This window comes from Kordiimonas lipolytica (assembly GCF_042651265.1).
Classification (GTDB): domain Bacteria; phylum Pseudomonadota; class Alphaproteobacteria; order Sphingomonadales; family Kordiimonadaceae; genus Kordiimonas; species Kordiimonas lipolytica.
On sequence record NZ_JBHSCR010000001.1, the window covers coordinates 107,772 to 129,164 of the forward strand.

A 21,393-nucleotide genomic window follows, 5' to 3' on the forward strand; every position below is an offset into this window, starting at 1 on the left:
CGCTCGCGTCAGTTGGCCATATTCTGCTCGATCTGGGCACAGGGTTCACACGGTTGGCCATACTGCTCATAAATGCCCTTCAGGATTTCAATATGCTTGCGCGCCTCATCAACAAAACCCGCGCGGGCGGCGAAGTCAGTGCGTAAGACCTCCGCCTCAAGCAGGTCAGGGGTCGCCATGCTTGGCCATGTATCCGGCAGACCTTCGAAATATTTGTTCATCAAGTCGTAGGCGTCGGAAAATCTGGCCTGATTTGCCGCAATCAATGCCCGCATCCGTTGGGAAGACCGCCTGATTCCAGTACGCCCCTCCTCTTTCGCGAGTGGCAGCACGGCGGCAAAATCCTTATCAGCCTCGCGCAAATTCTGCTTCCTGAGGTGGATATCCGCTCGCGCCATGAGAAGGCGCGCCTTTGTACCGGGGCCTTTCACCCTGTACACGCGGCTGTCCAGCAGACTTTTGGCCGCATCAATAGCCGCTTCGCCACTCTGGACAAGCCATCCAACAGAGGACAACAGGAAGCGCGTGGCGATTTCTTCATTCGTGTTCCTTCCCACACTAAGGAAAAAGGAATAACTGGGCTCCAACGGTGATCCTTTGGCCAGAGCCTTTTCAAGGAAGGACCGGTAGCTGCTTTCAACATCCTGGATATGCGCAGACAGGTCGCTGAAGTCGCCCTGCCGGATAATATGAAACAGAAACCGGTGCATCATGCTGCTATCGTTTTGCACACCTTGAAACCAGAGGTCCCCACGGTCCAGATCCGTGTAGGTGGGAAGGTCGACGGGCAGCCGCATCAGCTTCAGCAGGCTTTGGTATGATGCGTCCGGGTCTTTGTCGCGCTCATACAGCAAGGACTGTAAGCGGTAGGCTCGCGCCTTGTCGATCGACGGCAGGTTGGTTGATGACAGACAGTCGTCAATTTTCGTCAACTCGTCACCGGCATTGAACTCATAGGCATCGAGCACAGCGCAACTGGGGCGCCAGGACTGTTCGCGCATGATGCGCAGCGCCTGCTCCGCAGCGGTTCCCTTGCGCAAGCTCTCGTCCAGAAGCGCGCTTTGTTGGAAGTCTGCAAGCGCGGCCTTTTTGTTGCCCAGCCTTTCATGCGCCATCGCCCGGCGCGCATACAACAGTTCCTGCAGATACCCCAACCTGCTGCCGAAATGAGACAGCATATAGGAGGCTTCGCGGATGTAGCTCCGATGGTCTTTCGATTCCCAAATTGCACCGACCAGATCATCGCGAAACTTAATTTCGCTATCGACTGTCCAGTTGGCGGCCGAAACAGCTCGACGATAAAGCTGGATGGCTTCCTGGAAATTGTCTTCGGCCAAGCTGAGGTGCCCCAGCCTGGAGAGAGCCTTGCCTTTGTTCACATCATTCGACGTAACAGCAACGCAGGCGTTCAGTTGCCGACGCTTTTCCCGGATCACCACAGGCTCGACAACATCATCGACACCGCGCTTCCAGTGGCTATGATCATCAAAATACTTGTAGGCATTTTCACAGACAACCTGGGCAGCCGCAGGCATGGAGATCAACCCGCTGGCTATGCCCACAGCGGCGATCCCGATCTTCAGCCTGACGGCCTTCTGACTTTTTTTGCAAAACTCGGAACGCAGCTTGCTCAACCGCTGCCTCATAAACCCTCCGACATCCGACCCCAGTTGGGGATTTTAGGCAAGCATCCGTAAAATTGCAAATATGCCCCTTTCGCCTGACTTTTCATTTGACCTACATATTTTCCGCCTATGTATTAGCTTCATCAAAGCGAGTTATGGCGGACGAGGCACCGATGACATTCAGGCAAGCCGGTAATATATTAGCCACTACGGTGCCCTTCTGCGCCGCGCTGCTCATCGGCCTGTTTGTCTCAGCCATGGGCCAGGAAGCCCATGCCCACGACCCGGGCTTTGACCAGGCACCGGCCTATTTTGATCTCTATACGGCCAGCATACCGCCCTACACAGCACCCGCCCCAGGCGGCCGGATAAAGGGCACGCTGGTGCCTGTGGTTTATGAGTTTCTGGAAGAACGCGACATCCGCTTTCGGGCGTCGATGCTGCCGTGGTCGGCCGCCTACCGCCGCGCGGAAACCAACCCCCATGCCCTGATTTTCCCGCTCGACCGCACGGCCGTCCGTGAGGACAAGTTTCACTGGATACTGCCGCTTGAAACCACCCATTATTATCTCTATGGCCTGCGGGGACGCGCAAAGCCTGATACCAGCCTTGAAGACATCGTGCGCGCTGGCGACAAGGTCAGCTGCACCCGCAACTCAATCCAGTGCGAACTACTGCTGAAGAACGGCCTGCCGGACGCCAATATTCTGCGGATTGAAGGTGCGTCGATCCCTGAGCGGCGGAACCTCATCATCAGGCAACGCAATTTATATTCCGTGTTTGACCCTGTTGTTTACGAGAGGCTGACCACCCAAAATGGCATAGACGGCAGCCGCCTGATCAAGCTGATGAAGGTGGGGGACATGACGTCCTATCTGGCGGCGAACAAAGAGTTTCCCGCCGCCGCCCTAAACAGCCTGCAGACCAACCCGCACCAGCCTGCAGACAATTGACCCACTAGTTCCCCCGGATCATCCGGGGCATTTTCCATCCAACACCATCCATGCGATCATGAAGTGGGCCGGAAAATGACCCCGGAATTGGGCCCGGAAAAAGGATTGAAGTATCCCAGAAGGTGCCTAAAGTTGTGGCTGACCGTCGGAAGCAGGCATCACATATGGCAAAAATCACCGGTCGGCGCTCTACCGAATTTTCCCGTTCCTGCCCGCGACCTTCTTTCTGTTGCGGCAGAAGGACGTGCTCTGGAGCCTCATGCTGTTCAGGAAGCTGCTGAAGCAGAATTTCGTCATGCATTACAGGCAGGTGCGCTTCATTCATTGGCGTTACGGCTCGGTGGTGGAACCAGTGTATCACTTCCTCGCCACACGCCTTCTCTGGCAGCTCTAGGGCCACAGACGCAATTATGCTGGACGCTCAAGCTGCACCCAGATAACCTGTTGATTACATGAATTTTTTGGCTCTCACAGGGGATGAGGCACCATGGGGCTTGGGCGTTCCCTTTATTTTTCCGGTCTGTCATCGGTTCTGAAGCTCGGCATCCAGTTCGGATTGTCGATTTTCGTTGCCCGCATGCTGACGCCCACAGAGCTTGGCAGCTTCGGCGTGGCGCTGGCCGCCGCCGCCTTCGTACGCGCCTTTGAAAGCGCGGGCGTGGAAAATTTCGTCGCCAGCTATAAGGGGCTCGACAAGCCCATGATGCGGTCTGTCTTTACGGTCAACATGCTGCTGAATTTGCTGCTGGCGCTGATCCTTTTCCTGATTTCGGCGCCACTTGGCGCCTTTTTCGGTGCCGACGTTATTACAGACATCACCCGGATGACGGCCCTTGCCACAGCGCTCAACACCCATGTTCCCATCATGCGCGGCCTGATGCGGCGGGACATGCGGTTCCGGGGGTTCCTTGCGATCGACAGCGGCCTGATGATCATCTCCGCCATCACCACCATTGTCGCCGTTCTTTATGGCTATGGGGCGCTCGCACTGGCCATGGCGATCGTGGCCGAAAAGGTCGTCTCCATCATGGTGGGGGTCGCGCTGTTCCGGCGGGACATACCCATTTTACCCCGTCTTGACGGAGCAAAAACCATCATCCGCTACGGTTTGACACTCTCCACCGCGACGGTGATCGGCATGATCGGAAACCACGCCAATAATTTCATCCTGGGCAAATTGCTGGGCCTTGCGCCTGCCGCACAATTCGACCGAGGCTACATCCTGCCACGGCTGATCTCTCAGGTGGCACAGATGAGCTTCCACAATGTGCTGGTGCCGGAAGTTGCCCGACAAAACAAGGCGGGCAAGGCGTGCCAGCCGGTACTGAAGGAAGTGATACATGTTTATGCCATGATGCTATGGCCTGCGGGGCTTGTGCTCGCGATCGTCGCACCCGAGGTCGTGCTGACGCTGTTTGGTTACCAATGGTCACAGGCTGCGGCCATCGCGCCCTATCTGGTGATCTACAGCCTGCTTGCAAGCCCTGTATCACTGGCTTGTTCCGCCATGGTGGCGCTCGGCTATGGGGCAGCGCTTATCCGCAACCAGTTGGCCGACAATGTCACCAAGGTTGTTGTGCTGATGTCCGCCTTTTACCTCGATCTGAAGACGGTGGCTGTACTGATGGCCGTTCCGGCGGTGGCTTATATCCTGACGGCTGGATATCAACTCAAAAAGCTCAACCTGATTTCCCCGGACGCTTTTGCGAGGGCGCTGGCAGGACCGATTGGGATCAGCATCATTTGCGCGCTGCCGGCAATAGGCTTCCGCCTCTATGCGGGGCCGGATTATCTGTCTCTTGAGGCACTGATCCTGCTTGCCCTCGTCTCTGTTGCAACTTATGTCCTGAGCCTGAAACTTTGGCAGCCCATGATGGTTGTCAAGATAATGGAAACGCTTCGGGGCCAGAAACCGGCGGCATGATGACAAACGCCACATACCAGATACAATACAACGTGTTTAACGACTTCAAGAGCAAGACAAACTGACCATGCACGAAAACGCCATGCTCATCGAAATCCTCAGCCTGATGGCAGTCGCCGTGATCGCGGCCACCATTTTCAGTCGCTTGGGCCTTGGGGCCATCCTTGGCTATCTTGTCGGCGGCATGCTGATCGGCCCTTCTGGACTGGGCCTGATCACGAACCCGGCCCAGATCGCCCACATTGGCGAGTTTGGTGTGGTTTTCCTGTTGTTCCTCATTGGGATTGAGCTCAAGCCGGCACGCCTCTGGGTGATGCGGCGACAGGTTTTCGGCCTTGGCAGCGCGCAGCTTCTGATAACCGGTGTGGTTCTGTGGGGCGTGGTGCAGTATGGCCTGCAGCTGGACACCGCACAAAGCGCACTGGTCGGGTTTGGCCTGGCGCTTTCCAGCACCGCCTTCGGCATCCAGCTTCTGGCATCCAAGAACCAGCTTTCAAGCCAGTGGGGCCGCGCCGGGTTTTCCATCCTGCTCTTGCAGGATCTGGCTGTCGTGCCGCTTCTGGCGCTGGTACCAATTTTGGTAAAAGGGGATGCCACCATCGGGGCGTCGTTCGGGATCGCCCTTCTTGAAACAATGGCCATCCTCACGGGTGTGATCATGGCCGGTCGGTTGGCGATCAACCCGCTGTTTCGCTTGGTGGCTGCAGGGCGCACACCTGAAGTCTTTACAGGCTTTGCCCTGCTTCTGGTGCTGGGCTTTGGCTGGCTGATGGAAAGCATTGGCCTTTCGATGGCTATGGGGGCCTTTATCGCAGGGCTGTTGATGGCCGAATCGGAGTTCCGCCACCAGGTGGAAGTTGACATACAGCCCTTCCGCGGTTTGCTTCTGGGACTGTTTTTCATGTCTGTGGGCATGGGCATCAACATCAGCACGCTGGTGGACCAGACGGGGCTGATCCTTATCGGACTTCTGGTCCTGTTGTCCATCAAGGCTGTAATCATCACAGGCCTTGTGCGCGTCATGAAACAGCCGCTGGGAGAGGCCATCAAGGTGGGGGCCCTTCTGGCGCAGTCCGGCGAATTTGGCTTCGTGCTCTTTACCTATGCCCAGCTTGAAGGCCTGCTTGAAGGGCCACTGGTTGAAATGCTATCTGCCGTGATTGCGCTTTCGATGGCCGCGACACCGCTTCTATTCCTGCTTGGTGAACGACTGGCGCGGCGTGTAGCCCGCGATACCGGCACGCCTCCATCCGTGGCACCTCAGGAAGACGACAAGAAACATATCGTCATCGCCGGGTTTGGCCGCGTGGGCGACACAATCGCCCGCATACTGTCTGACCTGGAACTGCCGTTCACAGCCGTGGACCTTAACCCCGAGCACGTAAAACGCGCGAGAGAGGCAGGCCATACAGCCATCTATGGCGACGCTGCCCGGCCTGAAATTCTGCGCGCTGTCGGTGCAGGTAAAGCTGCCATGCTGGTAATTACGGTGGATGACCCGAAGGCATCGGAGCGCATGATCGTATGCGCCAAGCGCGAATGCCCCACCCTGCCTATATTTGTCCGCACCCATAACAACACAGCGGCCAAGGCACTGCGGAAGCTGGGCGCTATGCACGCGGTGCCGGAAACACTTGAAGCCAGCCTCAGCCTGGGGGCTGAAGTGGCCCGGGCCATGAACGCTGACGAAGCCGATATCCAGACAGTGGTTACTGCCCTCAGGTCAGATGATTACCGCGCCATCGCGCCAGAAGAGGAAACCCCAAGCAAGGCCTAGTAATGCGGCGGCTTGATATTACCTGGGTCTGCCGGCCCCTGGGTATCTTCAAGGTCCGCGATCTGGCCCTGCAGCTGCGACAGCATCCGCTTTAGCCGGTCGATCTCCGCCCACTGGTCGGTCACTGTGCTGTTCAGCGTCTCGATCGTTTCCTGCTGGAACGCGAACTTGACCTCAAGATCATCAAGGCGGGTGCCCAGGTTGGCTTCATCAGCCATGTTTAAGTCCTCCTAAATCGGCGGGCCTAGAAAAGCCCCGCAACACGGCCCTTGTCGTCCACATGGATGGCGTTGGCGGATGGCACTCGCGGCAGGCCCGGCATGGTCATGATGTCACCGCAGATCACCACTAGGAACTCTGCCCCCGCGCTCAGGCGTACTTCGCGGACTGGCACCACGTGCCCCGTGGGAGCGCCTTTATAGTCCGGATCGGTGGAAAAGCTATACTGCGTTTTCGCAATACAGACCGGGAAATGACCATAATCGGCCTCCAGGTCCCTGATCTGGCCTCGAACTTTCTTGTCGGCGATGATTTCGCTGGCGCCATAAAGGTCCGTCGCGATGGTCTGGATCTTGTTCCAGAGCGACGTGTTGTCACCGTAGAGCGGTTTGAAATCGCTCTCGCCGCTTTCTGCTGCTTCCACAACCTGGCGTGCGAGCTCTTCGGCACCCGCGCCGCCCTCAGCCCAGTGATCGCTTTCAACCGCCGTGACGCCAAGCGAGGCGCATTTTTTACGAACGAGTTCCATCTCCGCAGGGGTGTCTGCCGAGAAACGGTTGATGCCCACCACCACCTTCACGCCAAAGCGCTTCAGGTTTCGGATGTGACGCTCAAGGTTCACGCAGCCCTTTTCCAGCGCATCCAGGTTTTCCGTTTTCAAGTCATCCTTCGCCACGCCGCCATGCATCTTGAGCGCGCGGATTGTGGCCACCAGCACTGCAGCATCGGGCTTGAGGCCACCCTTGCGGCACTTGATGTCGAAGAATTTCTCTGCCCCCAGGTCAGCGCCGAACCCGGCCTCGGTGACCACATAATCCGCCAGCTTCAGGGCTGTCTTGGTGGCGATAAGCGTGTTGCAGCCGTGGGCGATGTTGGCGAACGGCCCGCCATGGACAAACGCCGGGTTGCCTTCAAGCGTCTGAACAAGATTGGGCTTCATGGCGTCCTTCAGAAGCGCCGTCATCGCACCCTGGGCATTGATCTCTCGCGCCAGAACCGGCTTGCGGTCGCGCGTGAAGCCAATGATCACATTGCCCAAACGCCGTTCCAGATCCTTGAGGTCCTTCGCCAGGCACAGGATCGCCATCACCTCTGATGCAACGGTGATATCAAACCCAGCCTCGCGCGGCGCGCCGTTTGCCACACCGCCTAGCGACGTTGTGATCTGCCTCAAAGACCGGTCGTTCATATCGAGCGCCCGACGCCAGGTGATGCGCCGGTTATCAAGCCCCGTTTCATCGTTCTGCCGCCAGTAGACATGGTTGTCGATCAGCGCGGCCAGGAGGTTGTTCGCAGCACCAATGGCGTGAAAGTCGCCGGTGAAATGAAGGTTGATATCCTCCATGGGCACCACCTGGGCGTAACCGCCGCCGGCCGCGCCTCCCTTCATTCCGAAGCAGGGACCAAGGCTGGGTTCGCGCAGGCACATCATGGCCTTCTTGCCGATACGGTTGAGCGCGTCACCAAGGCCCACGGTGGTGGTGGTCTTGCCCTCGCCCGCTGGCGTCGGCGTTACGGCCGTTACAAGAATGAGCTTGCCGTCAGGGTGGTTTTCAAGGCTGTCGATATAGTCAAGTGACAGCTTGGCCTTATAGTGGCCATAGGGTTCAAGGTCTGTGGCCTCAATCCCGAGTTTGTCTTTTGCCACGTCCATGATCGGCCGCATGCTGGCGGCCTGGGCGATTTCAATATCAGATTTTGGATGTGCGTGTTGGTCTGAAGGTTGGCTAGCCACCTCAAATCCTTCCCGTTTTTTGGCACTCTTTGGCGCCCTGTTGTCCCTCTCAGGAAACTATGGTGGCTGTGTGCAGGGCTGTCAATTCAGGGGAGCATTTTCATTGGACAGACACAAGGCGCGCACCACATAGTGACACAAATCAACCAGAGTGACTGACCCATGACCCATAAATTCACGCACCGCGTGGCCACAAAAGACGATATCCCCGTGCTGACCAGCATCATGAATGCCTCCATTGGCAAGCTGCAGGACGGCTTCCTGACGCCAGAGCAGGTCCAGGCCTCCTATGAGCTGATGGGCATGGACACGCAGCTTATTGAAGACGGCACCTATTATGCGATTGAGTGCGAGGGTGAGATAGTCGGCTGCGGCGGCTGGTCCCGGCGTGAAACGCTCTATGGCGCCAACCACACGAAGGGACGCAATCCGCGCCTTCTTGACCCGGAAACCGAAGCCGCCCGCATTCGCGCCATGTATACCCACCCCGGCTGGGCCCGCCAGGGCATTGGCCGCATGATTATGGAACTGTGTGAAGGCAAGGCTCGTGAAGAAGGCTTCAGGACCTGCCAGCTGATGGCCACCCTGTCTGGCGAGCCGCTCTATAAGGTTTGCGGATATTCGCCTGTCGTGTATGAAGAGGTCCCGACGTCTCTGGGCGTCAATGTACCGCTTATAAAAATGGAAAAGTCACTGGTCTGATGGTCTTGCTCCGTCCCTATAATCCTCCCCTTGAGCCCTGGCTCGATATCCTGTTCGAAGATGATGATATCCTGGTGCTGAACAAGCCCGCAGGGCTTTTGTCCGTGCCCGGGCGTACGGAGGAAAAGCAGGACTGCCTGGCCACCAGGGCGCAGGCCCAGTTCACAGGCGCCCGCACCGTCCACCGGCTGGATATGGAAACCTCGGGCGTCATCATCATGGCGCGGCACATGGATGCGCTGAGAAATCTGGGGCGCCAGTTCGAAGACCGGCTGACAGAAAAAACATACGAGGCCCGCGTCTATGGCCAGATGGGCGCCGATGAGGGCGAAGTGAACCTGCCGCTTGTGTTCGATTACCCAAACCGGCCGAAGCAGAAGGTCTGTTTCGAGACCGGCCGGAAGTCCCTGACCCGATACAAAGTGATCGAACGCGAAGAAAACGCCACCCGTGTGGCGCTCTATCCCGTCACCGGACGGTCGCACCAGCTTCGGGTTCATATGCTCAGCCTCGGCCATCCGATTCTGGGTGACAATTTATATGCTGAAGGTGAGGCACTTGAGGCCGCACCGCGCCTGCAACTGCATGCAAAAACGCTAACACTCAGGCACCCTGAAACGGCAGAAATGCTCACCTTTGAGGCGCCTGTTCCCTTCTAAAAATGCGACGCTCAAAAAAACGCTTGCAATCACAGTCAAAAAACATCATTTACGCCGCCAGACGTAAAAAGCGCACGTGCCACGACTCCCGGGCAACAAGCCATCAGGCTTCCGGCAGCCATGTACGGGTAACGACGCAAATCGTCCTTTGTTGATTGGGGCCGGCCACTACCGGTCAAAGTTGATCGAGGGGTTTGCCGGAATGATCCGTACCGCACGCAAAGAGGCGCTGCAGCAACTGTCTGCATCCCATGAATTCGAAGCCAACCGGCTGTTTATGTCGGCCGACATGTACGACTATTTTTCAGTCGTGCTGAAACTTTTCCATATTTCCGCGCATCGCTAACGGATGCGCCAAACGCCGGCAATGCGCTGGCGGCCCTGTCTAAGACCCTTGGAGCTGTTTCCTTAAGGGTCATGTGCTTTTTTCCTCTTGAGTGAAGGAATCCAGGCCAATGCAGGTATTGGAAATTGTACGTCCATCGTCCCCATCAGAAGATTTTCGCGGACAGTATGGAGCTCTGAATTGCTATTCTTCCATTCGCGGTGCCATCGAAGCCGAGGCATCGAACGACAGCGTGCATCTGTTCTTCCCGGACGTACTGAAAGATAAGGCAGCCGAATTCCTGACCGGATTTCGTGGACGATCCATGTATGCCGTGAAAGCAAACCCACACGCGGAAGTGCTGAAAACCCTGTGGGCTGAAGGTGTGCGCGATTTCGACGTGGCCTCTATCCGCGAGGTTGAGCTCGTCTCCGGCCTGCTGCCAGACGCGAAGCTTTACTTCATGCACCCGATCAAGAGCCGTCAGGCCATCAGCCGCGCCTACATGATGGGTGTGCGTGCCTTCGCATTCGACCACATGGATGAGCTGAACAAGATCCTCGAAGAAACTGGCTATGCCGAAGACCTGGAACTGTTCCTGCGCCTTGGTGTGTCCGCCAAAGGTGCCGCCTATGAGCTTTCCGGCAAGTTCGGTGCGCCACTTGATATGGCGCCGATGCTGCTCAGCCGCGCCCGTCAGGTAGCCAAGCGCCTTGGTGTCAGCTTCCATGTTGGCAGCCAATGCATGCGTCCTGGCGCTTTCTCGGAAGCGATCCTGCAGGCAGCGGCCGTGGTGCGCCACGCCGGCATCAAGCTGGACGTGATCGACGTCGGCGGCGGCTTCCCTGTAGCTTATCCAGGCATGGAGCCCCCGGCACTAGACAACTATTTCCAGACCATCCACAGCGCGCTCGACATGCACGGGTTTAAAGACGCAGAGACCCTGTGCGAGCCCGGCCGTGCGCTCGTCGCCGAATCCGGCGCCGTCGCCGCCCGTGTGGAGCTCCGCAAAGGCACTGACCTGTACCTGAACGACGGCACCTATGGCGCGCTGTTCGATGCGGGTGTGCCAGAGTGGCCATTCCCGCTGTCGCTCATCACCGCCGATGATCGCGCCCTTCTGGACGAGACCAGCTTCTACCGCTGCTTCGGTCCAACCTGCGACAGCTGCGACAAGATGGAAGGCCCCTTCCCGCTGCCAGCAGACGTGGCAGAGGGCGACTGGGTGATCTTCGAGCACCTGGGCGCATATGGCCACACGATGCAAGCGCGCTTCAATGGTTTCTATTCCGAAACGATGGTTGCTATTTCACGTGAAAAAGACATTTCAACCAGCGTTTCAGTGCCCACCCTTGTGGCTGCACCGACCCTGATTGCCTAAGCTTTGGCAGACCCCAAATACTGAAGAGGCGGCCAACTAGCCGCCTCTTCACGTCTCTCGTTACCTGCCTTAGCGGCGGGCGTAATTGGTGCGCTCGGCTGCGATCTCATACTTGAGCGGCAGCACAAGCGTGAAGCTTTCCTTGCCTTCAGGCAGCTGCGGAAGGCGCAGGTCACCCGCCATCAGAAGCGCCTCTTCGTCCAGTTCTTCGTTGCCGGAAGACTTCAGCAGGCGGGCATCAGTCACCAGGCCGTTCGCCGCAATGTCGACGCGCAGCTTCACGCTGCCTTCAACACCCCGGTTGATCAGATACTGGGGATATGATTGCTTCAACGCCACTTGGCGCTTCGCCTTCATCTGCCATTCGGCCATCGCATCCGACGGCTGTTCAACTGTCACCCGGTCCGCCGACATGGCGACATCAGTCAGGCGGAAGTTCAGCGGAATCACGAAAGACTGTTCGTCGCGGGCACCCGGTACGGCAGGCAGTGGGTCAACGCGGGCGATCAGGTCAAGCGCTTCAGCGTCGAGATATTCGTTGCCGGAGCGCTCAACAATTTCGAACCCATTGACAGCGCCTGACGCCGACACGCGCACGCGAACCTTGACCGTCCCTTCGGCATTGGCCTGGCGGGCACGGCGTGGGTAGCGCTGCTTGGCTGCAAATTCCTGGCGGACATCGTCAGCCCAGCCTTCAAGGGTATCGGCAGCAAAAACCGGCACGGTGATTGACGCCATCATCAGTGCCGCAAGGGTAGCGGATTTCAAAAAAGAACGAGGCATTGTCTGCTCCTAAAAAACACCTGTGGAAGACTCCTGGGGGAGGTAAAATTCTGGCGCTTTGTGCGCGCTGTCTAAATGCCCTGCGGTCCATTTCAACATGATCGCACTTATGTGAAAAAATGGTGACCCGCGCATACAAGCCATGCGTCAAATGACCACCTCAAACCAGCTTGCCTGGGGCGGACATAAGCTCTAGTGTCCGGGCGAGATTGGACCACCTGGGGAAATGCGCCGTGACACCATCAGAGGAACAAGTGGACGTTGCCATCATTGGCGCCGGGCCTGCTGGCCTGATGGCAGCGGAAGACCTGATCGCGGCCGGCATCACTCCTGTTATCTATGACGCCATGCCCACGCCCGCGCGGAAGTTCCTGATGGCGGGCAAGTCCGGCCTCAACCTGTCGCACTCTGAACCCATTCAGGCATTCCTGAAGCGATACGGCGCGGGGGAAGACCGGCTAGGGGATGCCATCCGCGGCTTCAACAGCTGGGCCATCCGCGACTGGGCCAAGGGCCTGGACACCGAAACCTTCGTCGGCAGCTCGGGCCGCATTTTCCCCACCGCCTTCAAGGCATCGCCGCTCTTACGCGCATGGCTGACGCGCCTCAAGGACGGTCACGCCGTTCTCAAGACCCTCCACCGCTGGATCGGATGGGCGGAAGATGGTCGCCTGCGTATGCAAACGCCAGAAGGGGAAGTGTTGGTCAGGGCCAATACGGTGATCTTGGCGCTTGGCGGGGTGAGCTGGCCACGGCTTGGGTCAGACGGGTCGTGGGTCCCGTACCTCAAGGACCGCGGCGTGCATGTCACACCGTTCCGGCCTGCCAACTGCGGCTTCAATGTAAACTGGAGCGATCATTTCCGCGACAGATTCGAGGGCGAGCCAGTGAAGAACACCATCCTCTCGTTTGAATGCCAAACCACAAAAGGCGACTTTGTTGTCTCCAGGCACGGGGTGGAAGGTAGCGCCGTCTATGCCCTATCCACCGCCATCCGCGACACGATCGAGGAAGTTGGACCGGTGGCTTTGACGGTTGACCTGACCCCAGACCGAACCGTAGAGCAACTGAAAAGCGCCCTCTTGAAACCTCGCGGCAAGAAATCGATGGCCACCCATATCAAGAAGGCAACCGGGCTAACTGGCGTGAAGGCGGGCCTCTTGCGCGAATGCCTCTCCGCGGACGAGTTTGCTGACCCTGAAAAGCTGGCGGCCAGTATCAAAGCACTGCCGCTTGTGCTTCAGAGCACCCGACCCATTGAGGAAGCCATCAGCGTGGCTGGCGGCGTGGCGTTCGAGGAACTGGACGACCATCTGATGCTGAGGGCGCTGCCCGGTGTCTTCTGCGCCGGTGAAATGGTGGACTGGGAAGCCCCCACGGGTGGCTACCTGTTGACTGCCTGTTTCGCACAAGGGAAGCAGGCAGCAGCCGGTGTGATGAACTGGCTGAACACCCACAGCACCTAACTGTTGATTGACACACCCCCGCGCTTGCCCCTTAACTTGCCTTCAGACATCGGACATGACCGAACCAAAGGGGGCAATCCTCATGCGCATTATCCTTGGCCTGCTTGCGGCACTTTCAGTACCTGCCGTGGCAGACACCGACCCGCTTTTGAGCGACCCGGCAACCATAGACCGTGAAAACCCGCCCGGCATGGTGGAGCTGCAGATCCCATCGGCGGGCGCCATGATGAACGGCCATATGTATCTGGCGGGTGGTGCGGGGCCGCACCCAACGGTGGTGATGCTGCACGGCTTCCCCGGCAATGAAAAGAATTTGGACACCGCCCAGATGCTGCGCCGGGCCGGGTTCAATGTGCTGTATTTCCATTATCGCGGGGCCTGGGGCTCTGGCGGTGATTACCATCTCGCGAACGTGGTGGCGGATGCGAAGGCCGCTGTTGCCTATGTGCGGGCACAGGGCGAAGCGGGCAAGGACAGGGTTGACCCCACGCGCGTCAGCCTGTTTGGCCACAGCCTGGGCGGCTTCAATGCAATCCTGAACGGTGCGGCTGACACGGGTCTTGCCTGCACCGTCGCAGCGGCCCCGGCGGACATGGTGAATTTTGTGGAAAATGCAGATCCCAACATTGTGGTCAGTGCCGGCGCAAACACGCCCGTGCCCGGCCTGAAGAATTATAGCTTCGCCGACCTGATAAAGGAAACGGATGCCGACAGAGAGGCCTTTGACCTGCAGTCCAAAATGGCTGCTTTCAAGGGCCGCGCCCTGATGATCGTGACGGCCGAAGGGGATGTGGTCGTGCCGCCTGAAGGCCAGCAAGCCCTGGCGGACGCCGCGAAAGCTGGGGGCGCCAAACCGTTCCGTCATGTGGTGATGGACGGCGACCACGGCTTTGCCTGGACCCGTATCGCTTTCAACACCACTGTTACAAACTGGATGTCAGAACACTGTAGATAGGACCTGATATGCTCCGAATTTTTGCCCTTTTAATTGTTGCCCTGATTGCCGTGACGCCTGCGGCACTGGCCGACGCCACAATCTATCTGGTCCGCCATGCGGAAAAGGCGTCGGACGGCACCCGTGATCCTAATCTCACTGATGAAGGCCAGGCCCGCGCTGCATGGATCGCCGAATTTCTGGCGGACAAAGGCGTGACGAAAATCTATTCCACCGACTATAAACGCACCCGACAGACGGCAGCCCCCGCAGCGGAACATGCTGGCGTGGAGATCAGCCTATATGATCCGCGCGCGCTTGAGGCTTTCGCCGAACAGCTAAAAAAAGAAACGGGTGTCATTCTGGTAACCGGCCACAGCAACACAACGCCTGAACTGGTTGGCCATCTTGTCGGTGAACCATTGGGCGAGCTGACCGAAGATCAGTATGACCGGATTTATATCGTGACCATCAGCGCGGGCGGCACTGCATCCTACCGCCTTACCTACAGCGAACCACGCACACCATAGGGTGCCTAGGCTTCCAGCCCGAACGGGTCATCGATGCTGTGGCTTGGCGTGGTGAACCATTTCGGGCCATCCGTGTCCATATAGAAATGGTCCTCAAGGCGGACACCGAATTCACCGTCGATCACCATCATCGGCTCGTTTGAGAATGTCATGCCCACATCAAGCGGCGTGCGGTCGCTTTTCACCAGATAGGGCCATTCGTGGATATCCAGCCCGATGCCGTGGCCTGTGCGGTGCGGCACACCCGGCGTCTTGTAACCCGGGCCATAGCCTTTGCTTTCCACGTAGGCCCGCGCAGCAGTGTCCACGTCACCACAGGGCGTGCCAAGCTGGGCTGCCTCGAAGGCTGCTGCCTGTGCGGCCTTTTCAATATTCCAAACCTCGCGCTGCTTGGCGTTCGGCTCACCAAATACATAGGTGCGGGTGATATCAGAGATATAATCATGCAGCTGGCAGCCGGTGTCGATCAGCACCGTGTCGCCAAGCTGAAGCGTCTGCTCATAGCTCACACCGTGAGGGAAGCTGGTGGCTTTGCCAAACAGCACGATCACGAAATAGCTGCCTTTGGGCGCCCCCACACGCTTGTGCGCTTCGTGGATGAACTCTTTCACTTCAGCTGTGGTGATGCCTTCATGCAGGATGCGGGCGGCGGCCTTGTGGACCTCAATGGTCATTTCCATCGCACGTTTGATGAGCGCAATCTCGGCCTTTGACTTCCGCGTTCGGCACCCGGCCGTTACCGGCTTGGCGTCTACATAGTCATAACCCGGATGCGCCAGGCGAATGCCGTTGGTCATGGCAAAGCTGGTGCTTTCGTCAATGCCCATCTGGCCGCCCCGAATGCCAAGCGATGCCAGCACTTCACCAAATAGCTCATAGGGGCTTTCATGTTCTTCCCAGCCGTGTATCTCGCCTTCAATACCCATGAAATCCTTCACGGTATCAATCTCGAACGCCGGGCAGATATAATGCAGCGCGTCCTTTGTCACGATCGCACCCACCAGCCGTTCGCTCGCGTACCAGCGCGTACCGGTGAAATAATAGAGGTTCGTGCCCGCGTTCAAAAACACAGCCTCAAGGCCTTCAGACATCATCAGCGTGCGTGCTTTCTGGAGCCGGGCTTCAAACTCGCCCCTGCCTATGGGGGAGATGCCCGCCGTCATGTCTGAAAGTTTCGCCAGTTCTTCCTGAGCCGTTGAGCCACCTACGCCGATTGTCATTGCTGTCCCTCGCATTACACGCGTTTCATTTGCGCGCAGCCTACCAGCTTTTGCCCGCAAAGAAAGAAAATTGTATACAATTTTTTGAGGGATATTGAGGCAAAAAAACAGGGCCGCGCGGGCCCTGGATTTTCTTTACCAGTTTGCTGTTTTGGTCAACTGCTCGCCATAGTCCACCGCGACACCATAGATGGGATCTTCCTCGTGGCTGGCCTTGACCATGGTGCCTGCTTTCTTCAGAAGCGCCTTGCAGTCAGACGACAGGTGCACAAGCCGAAGCGTGCGATCCGCGCGCTTGTAGCGTTCGGCAAGAGCATCAATAGCCTGCAGGCCCGAATGATCCAGCACCCGTGTTTCGGCGAAATCAACGATGACACGGTCAGGGTCTGTCTTGGGGTCAAACAGCTCATTGAAACTTTCAACCGAACCGAAGAACAGCGGGCCTGAAAGGCGGTAGACCTTGCGGCCCTTGGCATCCTGTTCCACGCGCGCCACAATCCGGGTTGAGCTTTTCCAGGCAAACACCAGCGCCGCAACAATCACACCCACCACAACGGCCATGGCGAGGTCGCTGACAACCGTAACGGCAGACACAAGAACCAGTACGAAAGCATCGGATTTCGGGATCTTGTGCATGATCCTGAGACTGGACCAGGCGAAGGTTGCGATCACCACCATGAACATCACGCCCACGAGTGCTGCGAGCGGTATCTGCTCAATCAGGCCGCTGGCGAACAGGATGAACGCCAGAAGAAACAGCGCAGCGGAACTGGAAGACAGGCGCGTGCGCCCGCCCGATTCCACATTGATCATGCTCTGGCCGATCATGGCGCAACCGCCCATGCCGCCAAAGAAGCCGGTGACGATGTTAGCCGCACCCTGCGCCGCACATTCCTGGCTGGCGCCGCCCTTGGTTTCGGTAATTTCTGCCACAAGGTTCAGCGTCAGCAGTGATTCGATCAGGCCGATGGCCGCAAGGATCAGCGCATACGGGAATATGATCCCCAGCGTTTCAAGATCGAACGGTACATTAGGGATGTGGAAATCTGGCAGACCGCCTGCGATGGAGGCCATGTCGCCTACTGTGCGGACATCAAGGTCCAGCCCAATCACCAGGCCAGACACGGCCAGAATACCCACAAGGGGCGCCGGCAGGAATCTGATGAACCTGCCCGACAGCACAATCAGCGCCATCGTCAAGCCCGTCAGGCCCAGCATCAGGTAAAGCTGGCTGCCTTCCATCCACACTTTGGTGTCTTCCGGGCCAGGCACCTTGAACTGGCCAAGCTGCGCCAGGAAGATCACGATCGCCAGACCATTCACAAACCCAAGCATCACCGGATACGGCACCATGCGAATAAACTTGCCAAGTCTGGCAATACCCGCAAACACCTGAAGAATGCCCATCAGGATCACGGTGGCGAACAGATATTCCACGCCGTGGGTAACCACCAACGACACCATCACAACCGCGAGTGCCCCGGTAGCGCCGGAGATCATCCCCGGACGACCGCCAAAAAGCGCTGTCACGAGGCCGACGATAAAGGCAGCATAAAGGCCGACAAGCGGGTGAACGTGGGCAACAAAGGCGAAAGCCACCGCTTCCGGCACCAGCGCAAGCGCCACCGTCAGGCCCGAAAGCACCTCGGTCTTGATGCGCTCTGGGGTGAAGATATCGGCCAGGCTGGCCTTCTTTGTTACCGTCGACTGCACGGGATTTCCTTACACGTTGGATGCATCTGTTGCGGAGCATTGGGCGTCAAAAAACACAGCCCCGCGCAAAATTGAGCGTGCCTTCTGGGCTATTTCGCCCGGAAAAGCAAGCTTTGTGGGGCCAGAGCATGGCCTTAAAAGATGAAATTTCTGTTAGGCGTTCGGTGTGTCCGTGCCGGTCTCGAGCGGAATCTCGATCTCCGTCTCACCAGCTTCCAGCATATAGACCACCGCCAGCATCGCCAATTTGCCCATCTCGGCGGTCACCTGGCCCACGTCGCCGGCATGCATATAGCCCGACAGCATAGACGCCGCCTGGCCATGGGTCATCTCCACTTCCTTTAGAAGGTTCACGATAACCGGATAGTCCTCATCCTTCACATCGAAGGTGCCGTTCAGGAACGGTTGTTCATCCTTCAGCACTGTGACAGTCAATTTTCTGGGCATATCTCTCTCGCATCAGTTTGGGCGTATCGGGTTGGCGTTACTGACGCGGCTTTAACGCGGCTGGAGCTCCCTGGTCAAGGCTTACTGCCAATCTTTGTCACGCCCGCGGATTTCCTGTTCGTCCGCCTGCATCAGGCGCTCAAGCTCCTGCCGGGCCTTGATGGCATAGTCGATAGCTTTTTTCTGGTCGCCCCGGAACTGCATCGCATCCTTCAGCATCTTCTCGTCATACCGGCGGAACTTCCGCGCCACCCGGTGCGCCTGATGGGCACCGAACCCCAGCTCCTTGAGCGCCAACTCGCCTATTTCAAGCGCGGAGCCGAATGTTTCGCGCCGGGCCAGCGTGACCCCGATTTCCACCAAGTCAGCCACATCGCCCCGCCCTTGCGCCCGCGCCAGAATGGTCAGGTCAGGATAGTGGCGCCGCACCCGTTTTGCGGTCTCCAGCAGTACTTCCTGGTCATCGATTGCAAGGACCAAAATCCGCGCCTTCGCGATGCCCGCCGCCTCCAGAAGGTCAAGCCGCCCCGCGTCGCCATAAAAAACCTTGAAGCCGAATTTCCTCAGCATCTCGATATGATTGGGGTTGTGATCCAGAACCGTGATGGGAATACCAAGCGACATCAGAAGCCGCCCTACGATCTGCCCGAACCGGCCATATCCGGCGATAATCACCGGGTTGCCTTCATCGCGCACATCGCTTTCCAGTTCCTGCTCCCGGCACACATGCGGGCAGATGAAGCGGTCGTATATCAACAACAGGACAGGCGTGGTGAGCATGGAGAAGGTGGCGACAAGCACAAGAAGTGCGGCAAGTTCAGTATCCATCAGCCCAGCCTGCGCGGTCAGTGAAATCAGGACAAAGGCAAACTCGCCGCCTTGCGACAGCACAAAGGCAAACAGCCAACCGTCCGCGAGCGTCAGTTTAGCTGGGCGTGCGAGCGCCAGAAGAACCAGTGTCTTCACCGCCAGAAAGCCGCCCAAAATCATCAGCACACGAAGCGGTTCCGCAATCAGGAGGGAAAAATCCACCGTCATCCCAACAGCGATGAAGAACAGCCCCAACAGCAAGCCCTTGAAAGGTTCAAGGTTAAGCTCAAGTTCGTGGCGATACTCGGATTCCGCCAGAAGCACCCCCGCGAGGAAAGTGCCAAGCGCCATGGAGATGCCCACTGCCTGCATCAGAAGCCCGGTGCCAATCACCAGGAACAACGAAAAGGCTGTGAAAACCTCCCTGAGACGGGTTTCTGCAATGTACCGAAAGACGGGCCTAAGGAGATACCGCCCACCCACGATAATCAGCAGAAAAACGGCAAATGGCTTCAGCACTGCCATAAGGTTCGCTTCCTGGGTCAAGGCATGGGTCGCGAACAAGGGCACAACCGCAAGCACAGGGATCACCGCCAAGTCCTGGAACAGGAGGACCGAAAATGTCAGGCGACCGACCGGGTTTTTCGCCAGCCCCCTTTCTTCAAGAGACTGCAACGCCATGGGCGTGGACGACATGGCAAGCGCGAGCGCAGCCACAAGCGCCACCCCGGGTTCAAGCCCCAGAAGACTTGCACAAAGTCCCAGCATGAGCGTGCTCAGGAAAACCTGGGCGCCCCCCATTCCAAACACCGGTTTCCTGAGTTGCCAGAGCGTCGCCGGCTTGAGCTCAAGCCCGATCAGAAACATCAGGAGCACCACACCGAACTCTGAGAATTTGAAAATAGTTCCCACATCGGAAATCAGTTTCAGCCCCCAAGGGCCGATCACCATACCGGCCACCAGATAGCCAAGCACTGCGCCAAGCCCTAGTCGCTTGAAAATGGGCACCGCAATCACTGCGGCTGCCAGGTAGATCATCGCGCTTTCGAGAAATCCTTCACCCATCATGCAGCATTCTCCGTCACAAGCTCCTGGAGCCGCGCAGCATAACGCTCCGCTTCCGCGCTGACATCCGCCTCAGACATGGTACCAACACCGTGGCAGACGTGAGGTTCCACAAGCCGCATGCCACAAAAACGCGCAGTCTGTTCAAATGGCTTCAGATAGACTGACAATGGTGCCCCGTGTGGCCGGGCTTCGGCGTAAGAGGCCGCGTCACCGCCAGTTGTAACCGTCAGCATAAAACGCTTGTCCTTGAGGGCCGTCCCATCAGCGCCAAAGGCAAAGCCTTTGGTCAGCACGCTGTCCTGCCATTCCTTCAGGATGGCCGGAGCACTGAACCAGTAGATGGGGAACTGAAACACCACCGCGTCAGCCTGCGCCAACGCCGCCTGCTCGTGCGCCACATCGATATAATGGTCAGGATACATTTCATACAGGTCATGAACCTCTATGCCCTGAAGCCTCTGTGCCGCCAGAATCAGTTGCCTGTTCAAGCGTGAACGCTGGGTGTTGGGATGCGCAAAAAGCACCAGTGCGCCGCTCATAAACTTCCCCGTTTCGTCAGTAGGGCCATTCGTTCAGCATAGGCAAAGCAAAGGATTTTCACCACCTATTCTGTGCAGAATTCCTTTCGGCTAAAACGCACCCTATGGTTTAATGATTATTAACCGGTGCTGTGCATAGTGAAAACGCTTTATTGGGGTGCCATTATGGTTCCTGTTTTCGCCGGAGATACCGGCGTATCATCGTGAAGGTAACTGGCCATGACGATCCGACTTACCAGCATAATTCTTGTAGCCTCTTTCCTTGGTTTTTCGTCTCCAGCAATTCTGGCCGACGCCATGACCGACTGGCAACGGGCCGTGGTGGAAAAAGTGCGTGCCAAGCAGGGGTATCCCCGGCTGGCCGTGGCAAGGCAGATTGAAGGCCGTGCCAAGGTGCGCCTGACTGTGGCTGCAGACGGCACTATCAGCAATTATGAGATCCTCGAAGCCACCGGCGAAGACGTGCTGGACCGGGCTATCCCACCCCTTATTGGCAAGCTGAGTCCTCTGCCTCCGCTGCCTGGTGGCCAGTCAGAGATGACTTTCGTGCTGCCGCTGAACTGGTCGCTCGACTAAGTCCTGC

21 protein-coding genes are annotated in these 21,393 nt (G+C 57.8%); 12 read left to right on the forward strand and 9 right to left on the reverse strand.

The window, feature by feature from the left end; translation table 11 throughout:
• Positions 1–8 precede the first annotated feature (8 nt).
• Positions 9–1,646, reverse strand: coding sequence for a hypothetical protein (locus tag ACFO5Q_RS00495; protein ID WP_068150622.1), 1,638 nt, complete (start codon positions 1,644–1,646; stop codon positions 9–11).
• A 152-nt stretch (positions 1,647–1,798) separates the two neighbouring features.
• Between ACFO5Q_RS00495 and ACFO5Q_RS00500 the strand changes: the two genes are divergently transcribed.
• The 4 genes from ACFO5Q_RS00500 to ACFO5Q_RS00515 all read left to right on the forward strand — a co-directional run bounded on the left by ACFO5Q_RS00500 (position 1,799) and on the right by ACFO5Q_RS00515 (position 6,279).
• Positions 1,799–2,578 (forward strand): hypothetical protein, encoded by a 780-nt coding sequence (locus tag ACFO5Q_RS00500; RefSeq protein WP_156432025.1) that lies wholly within the window; start codon positions 1,799–1,801, stop codon positions 2,576–2,578.
• A 75-nt stretch (positions 2,579–2,653) separates the two neighbouring features.
• Positions 2,654–3,034, forward strand: a complete 381-nt coding sequence (locus ACFO5Q_RS00505; protein ID WP_380084276.1) for a hypothetical protein — start codon at positions 2,654–2,656, stop codon at positions 3,032–3,034.
• 31 nt (positions 3,035–3,065) lie between these two features.
• Entirely contained in the window at positions 3,066–4,502 is a 1,437-nt protein-coding gene (locus ACFO5Q_RS00510; RefSeq protein ID WP_068150628.1) for an oligosaccharide flippase family protein, read from the forward strand.
• 67 nt (positions 4,503–4,569) lie between these two features.
• Complete coding sequence (locus ACFO5Q_RS00515) at positions 4,570–6,279, forward strand: monovalent cation:proton antiporter-2 (CPA2) family protein (protein ID WP_068150631.1); 1,710 nt, start codon at positions 4,570–4,572, stop codon at positions 6,277–6,279.
• Here the strand turns inward: ACFO5Q_RS00515 and ACFO5Q_RS00520 are convergent.
• A complete protein-coding gene (locus ACFO5Q_RS00520; protein ID WP_068150634.1) occupies positions 6,276–6,497 on the reverse strand; it encodes a SlyX family protein in 222 nt (73 codons plus the stop codon). The genes ACFO5Q_RS00515 and ACFO5Q_RS00520 overlap by 4 nt on opposite strands.
• A gap of 26 nt (positions 6,498–6,523) precedes the next feature.
• Complete coding sequence (locus ACFO5Q_RS00525; RefSeq protein ID WP_068150637.1) at positions 6,524–8,233, reverse strand: formate--tetrahydrofolate ligase; 1,710 nt, start codon at positions 8,231–8,233, stop codon at positions 6,524–6,526.
• A gap of 162 nt (positions 8,234–8,395) precedes the next feature.
• On the opposite strand from ACFO5Q_RS00525, the gene ACFO5Q_RS00530 reads away from it, so the two are divergent.
• The 4 genes from ACFO5Q_RS00530 (at position 8,396) to ACFO5Q_RS00545 (ending at position 11,300) form a co-directional block, all read left to right on the forward strand.
• Positions 8,396–8,935 (forward strand): GNAT family N-acetyltransferase, encoded by a 540-nt coding sequence (locus tag ACFO5Q_RS00530; RefSeq protein ID WP_068150642.1) that lies wholly within the window; start codon positions 8,396–8,398, stop codon positions 8,933–8,935.
• Complete coding sequence (rluA, locus tag ACFO5Q_RS00535; RefSeq protein ID WP_068150645.1) at positions 8,935–9,594, forward strand: bifunctional tRNA pseudouridine(32) synthase/23S rRNA pseudouridine(746) synthase RluA; 660 nt, start codon at positions 8,935–8,937, stop codon at positions 9,592–9,594. Before ACFO5Q_RS00530 ends, rluA begins: the two co-directional genes overlap by 1 nt.
• 202 nt (positions 9,595–9,796) lie before the next feature.
• Positions 9,797–9,940 (forward strand): hypothetical protein, encoded by a 144-nt coding sequence (locus ACFO5Q_RS00540; RefSeq protein ID WP_156432027.1) that lies wholly within the window; start codon positions 9,797–9,799, stop codon positions 9,938–9,940.
• Positions 9,941–10,049: 109 nt separating this feature from the next.
• Positions 10,050–11,300, forward strand: a complete 1,251-nt coding sequence (locus ACFO5Q_RS00545) for a type III PLP-dependent enzyme (RefSeq protein WP_082720010.1) — start codon at positions 10,050–10,052, stop codon at positions 11,298–11,300.
• A gap of 69 nt (positions 11,301–11,369) precedes the next feature.
• Here ACFO5Q_RS00545 and ACFO5Q_RS00550 read toward each other — a convergent pair whose 3' ends face one another.
• Complete coding sequence (locus tag ACFO5Q_RS00550) at positions 11,370–12,083, reverse strand: TonB family protein (protein ID WP_068150647.1); 714 nt, start codon at positions 12,081–12,083, stop codon at positions 11,370–11,372.
• 233 nt (positions 12,084–12,316) lie between these two features.
• Between ACFO5Q_RS00550 and ACFO5Q_RS00555 the strand changes: the two genes are divergently transcribed.
• The 3 genes from ACFO5Q_RS00555 to ACFO5Q_RS00565 are packed head-to-tail and all read left to right on the forward strand — an operon-like array spanning position 12,317 to position 15,013.
• On the forward strand, positions 12,317–13,549 hold the full coding sequence (locus ACFO5Q_RS00555; RefSeq protein WP_068150649.1) for a TIGR03862 family flavoprotein: 1,233 nt from the start codon (positions 12,317–12,319) through the stop codon (positions 13,547–13,549).
• Between the two features lie 55 nt (positions 13,550–13,604).
• Positions 13,605–14,504 carry an alpha/beta hydrolase family protein gene (locus ACFO5Q_RS00560; protein ID WP_082720011.1) on the forward strand — a complete coding sequence of 300 codons (900 nt, stop codon included), beginning with the start codon at positions 13,605–13,607 and terminating at the stop codon, positions 14,502–14,504.
• An 8-nt stretch (positions 14,505–14,512) separates the two neighbouring features.
• Entirely contained in the window at positions 14,513–15,013 is a 501-nt protein-coding gene (locus ACFO5Q_RS00565; RefSeq protein ID WP_068150656.1) for a SixA phosphatase family protein, read from the forward strand.
• Between the two features lie 5 nt (positions 15,014–15,018).
• On the opposite strand, the gene ACFO5Q_RS00570 is transcribed toward ACFO5Q_RS00565, so the two are convergent.
• From ACFO5Q_RS00570 to kefF, 5 genes are all read right to left on the reverse strand, one after another.
• A complete protein-coding gene (locus tag ACFO5Q_RS00570) occupies positions 15,019–16,233 on the reverse strand; it encodes a M24 family metallopeptidase (RefSeq protein WP_068150659.1) in 1,215 nt (404 codons plus the stop codon).
• Positions 16,234–16,368: 135 nt separating this feature from the next.
• Positions 16,369–17,946, reverse strand: a complete 1,578-nt coding sequence (locus ACFO5Q_RS00575; RefSeq protein ID WP_068150662.1) for a SulP family inorganic anion transporter — start codon at positions 17,944–17,946, stop codon at positions 16,369–16,371.
• Between the two features lie 153 nt (positions 17,947–18,099).
• On the reverse strand, positions 18,100–18,393 hold the full coding sequence (locus ACFO5Q_RS00580) for a hypothetical protein (protein WP_068150664.1): 294 nt from the start codon (positions 18,391–18,393) through the stop codon (positions 18,100–18,102).
• Positions 18,394–18,474: 81 nt separating this feature from the next.
• Positions 18,475–20,271, reverse strand: coding sequence for a glutathione-regulated potassium-efflux system protein KefC (kefC, locus tag ACFO5Q_RS00585; RefSeq protein ID WP_068150667.1), 1,797 nt, complete (start codon positions 20,269–20,271; stop codon positions 18,475–18,477).
• Positions 20,268–20,810 carry a glutathione-regulated potassium-efflux system oxidoreductase KefF gene (gene kefF / locus ACFO5Q_RS00590; RefSeq protein WP_068150670.1) on the reverse strand — a complete coding sequence of 181 codons (543 nt, stop codon included), beginning with the start codon at positions 20,808–20,810 and terminating at the stop codon, positions 20,268–20,270. Before kefF ends, kefC begins: the two co-directional genes overlap by 4 nt.
• A gap of 219 nt (positions 20,811–21,029) precedes the next feature.
• On the opposite strand from kefF, the gene ACFO5Q_RS00595 reads away from it, so the two are divergent.
• On the forward strand, positions 21,030–21,386 hold the full coding sequence (locus ACFO5Q_RS00595; protein ID WP_068150674.1) for an energy transducer TonB: 357 nt from the start codon (positions 21,030–21,032) through the stop codon (positions 21,384–21,386).
• Positions 21,387–21,393: the final 7 nt, after the last annotated feature.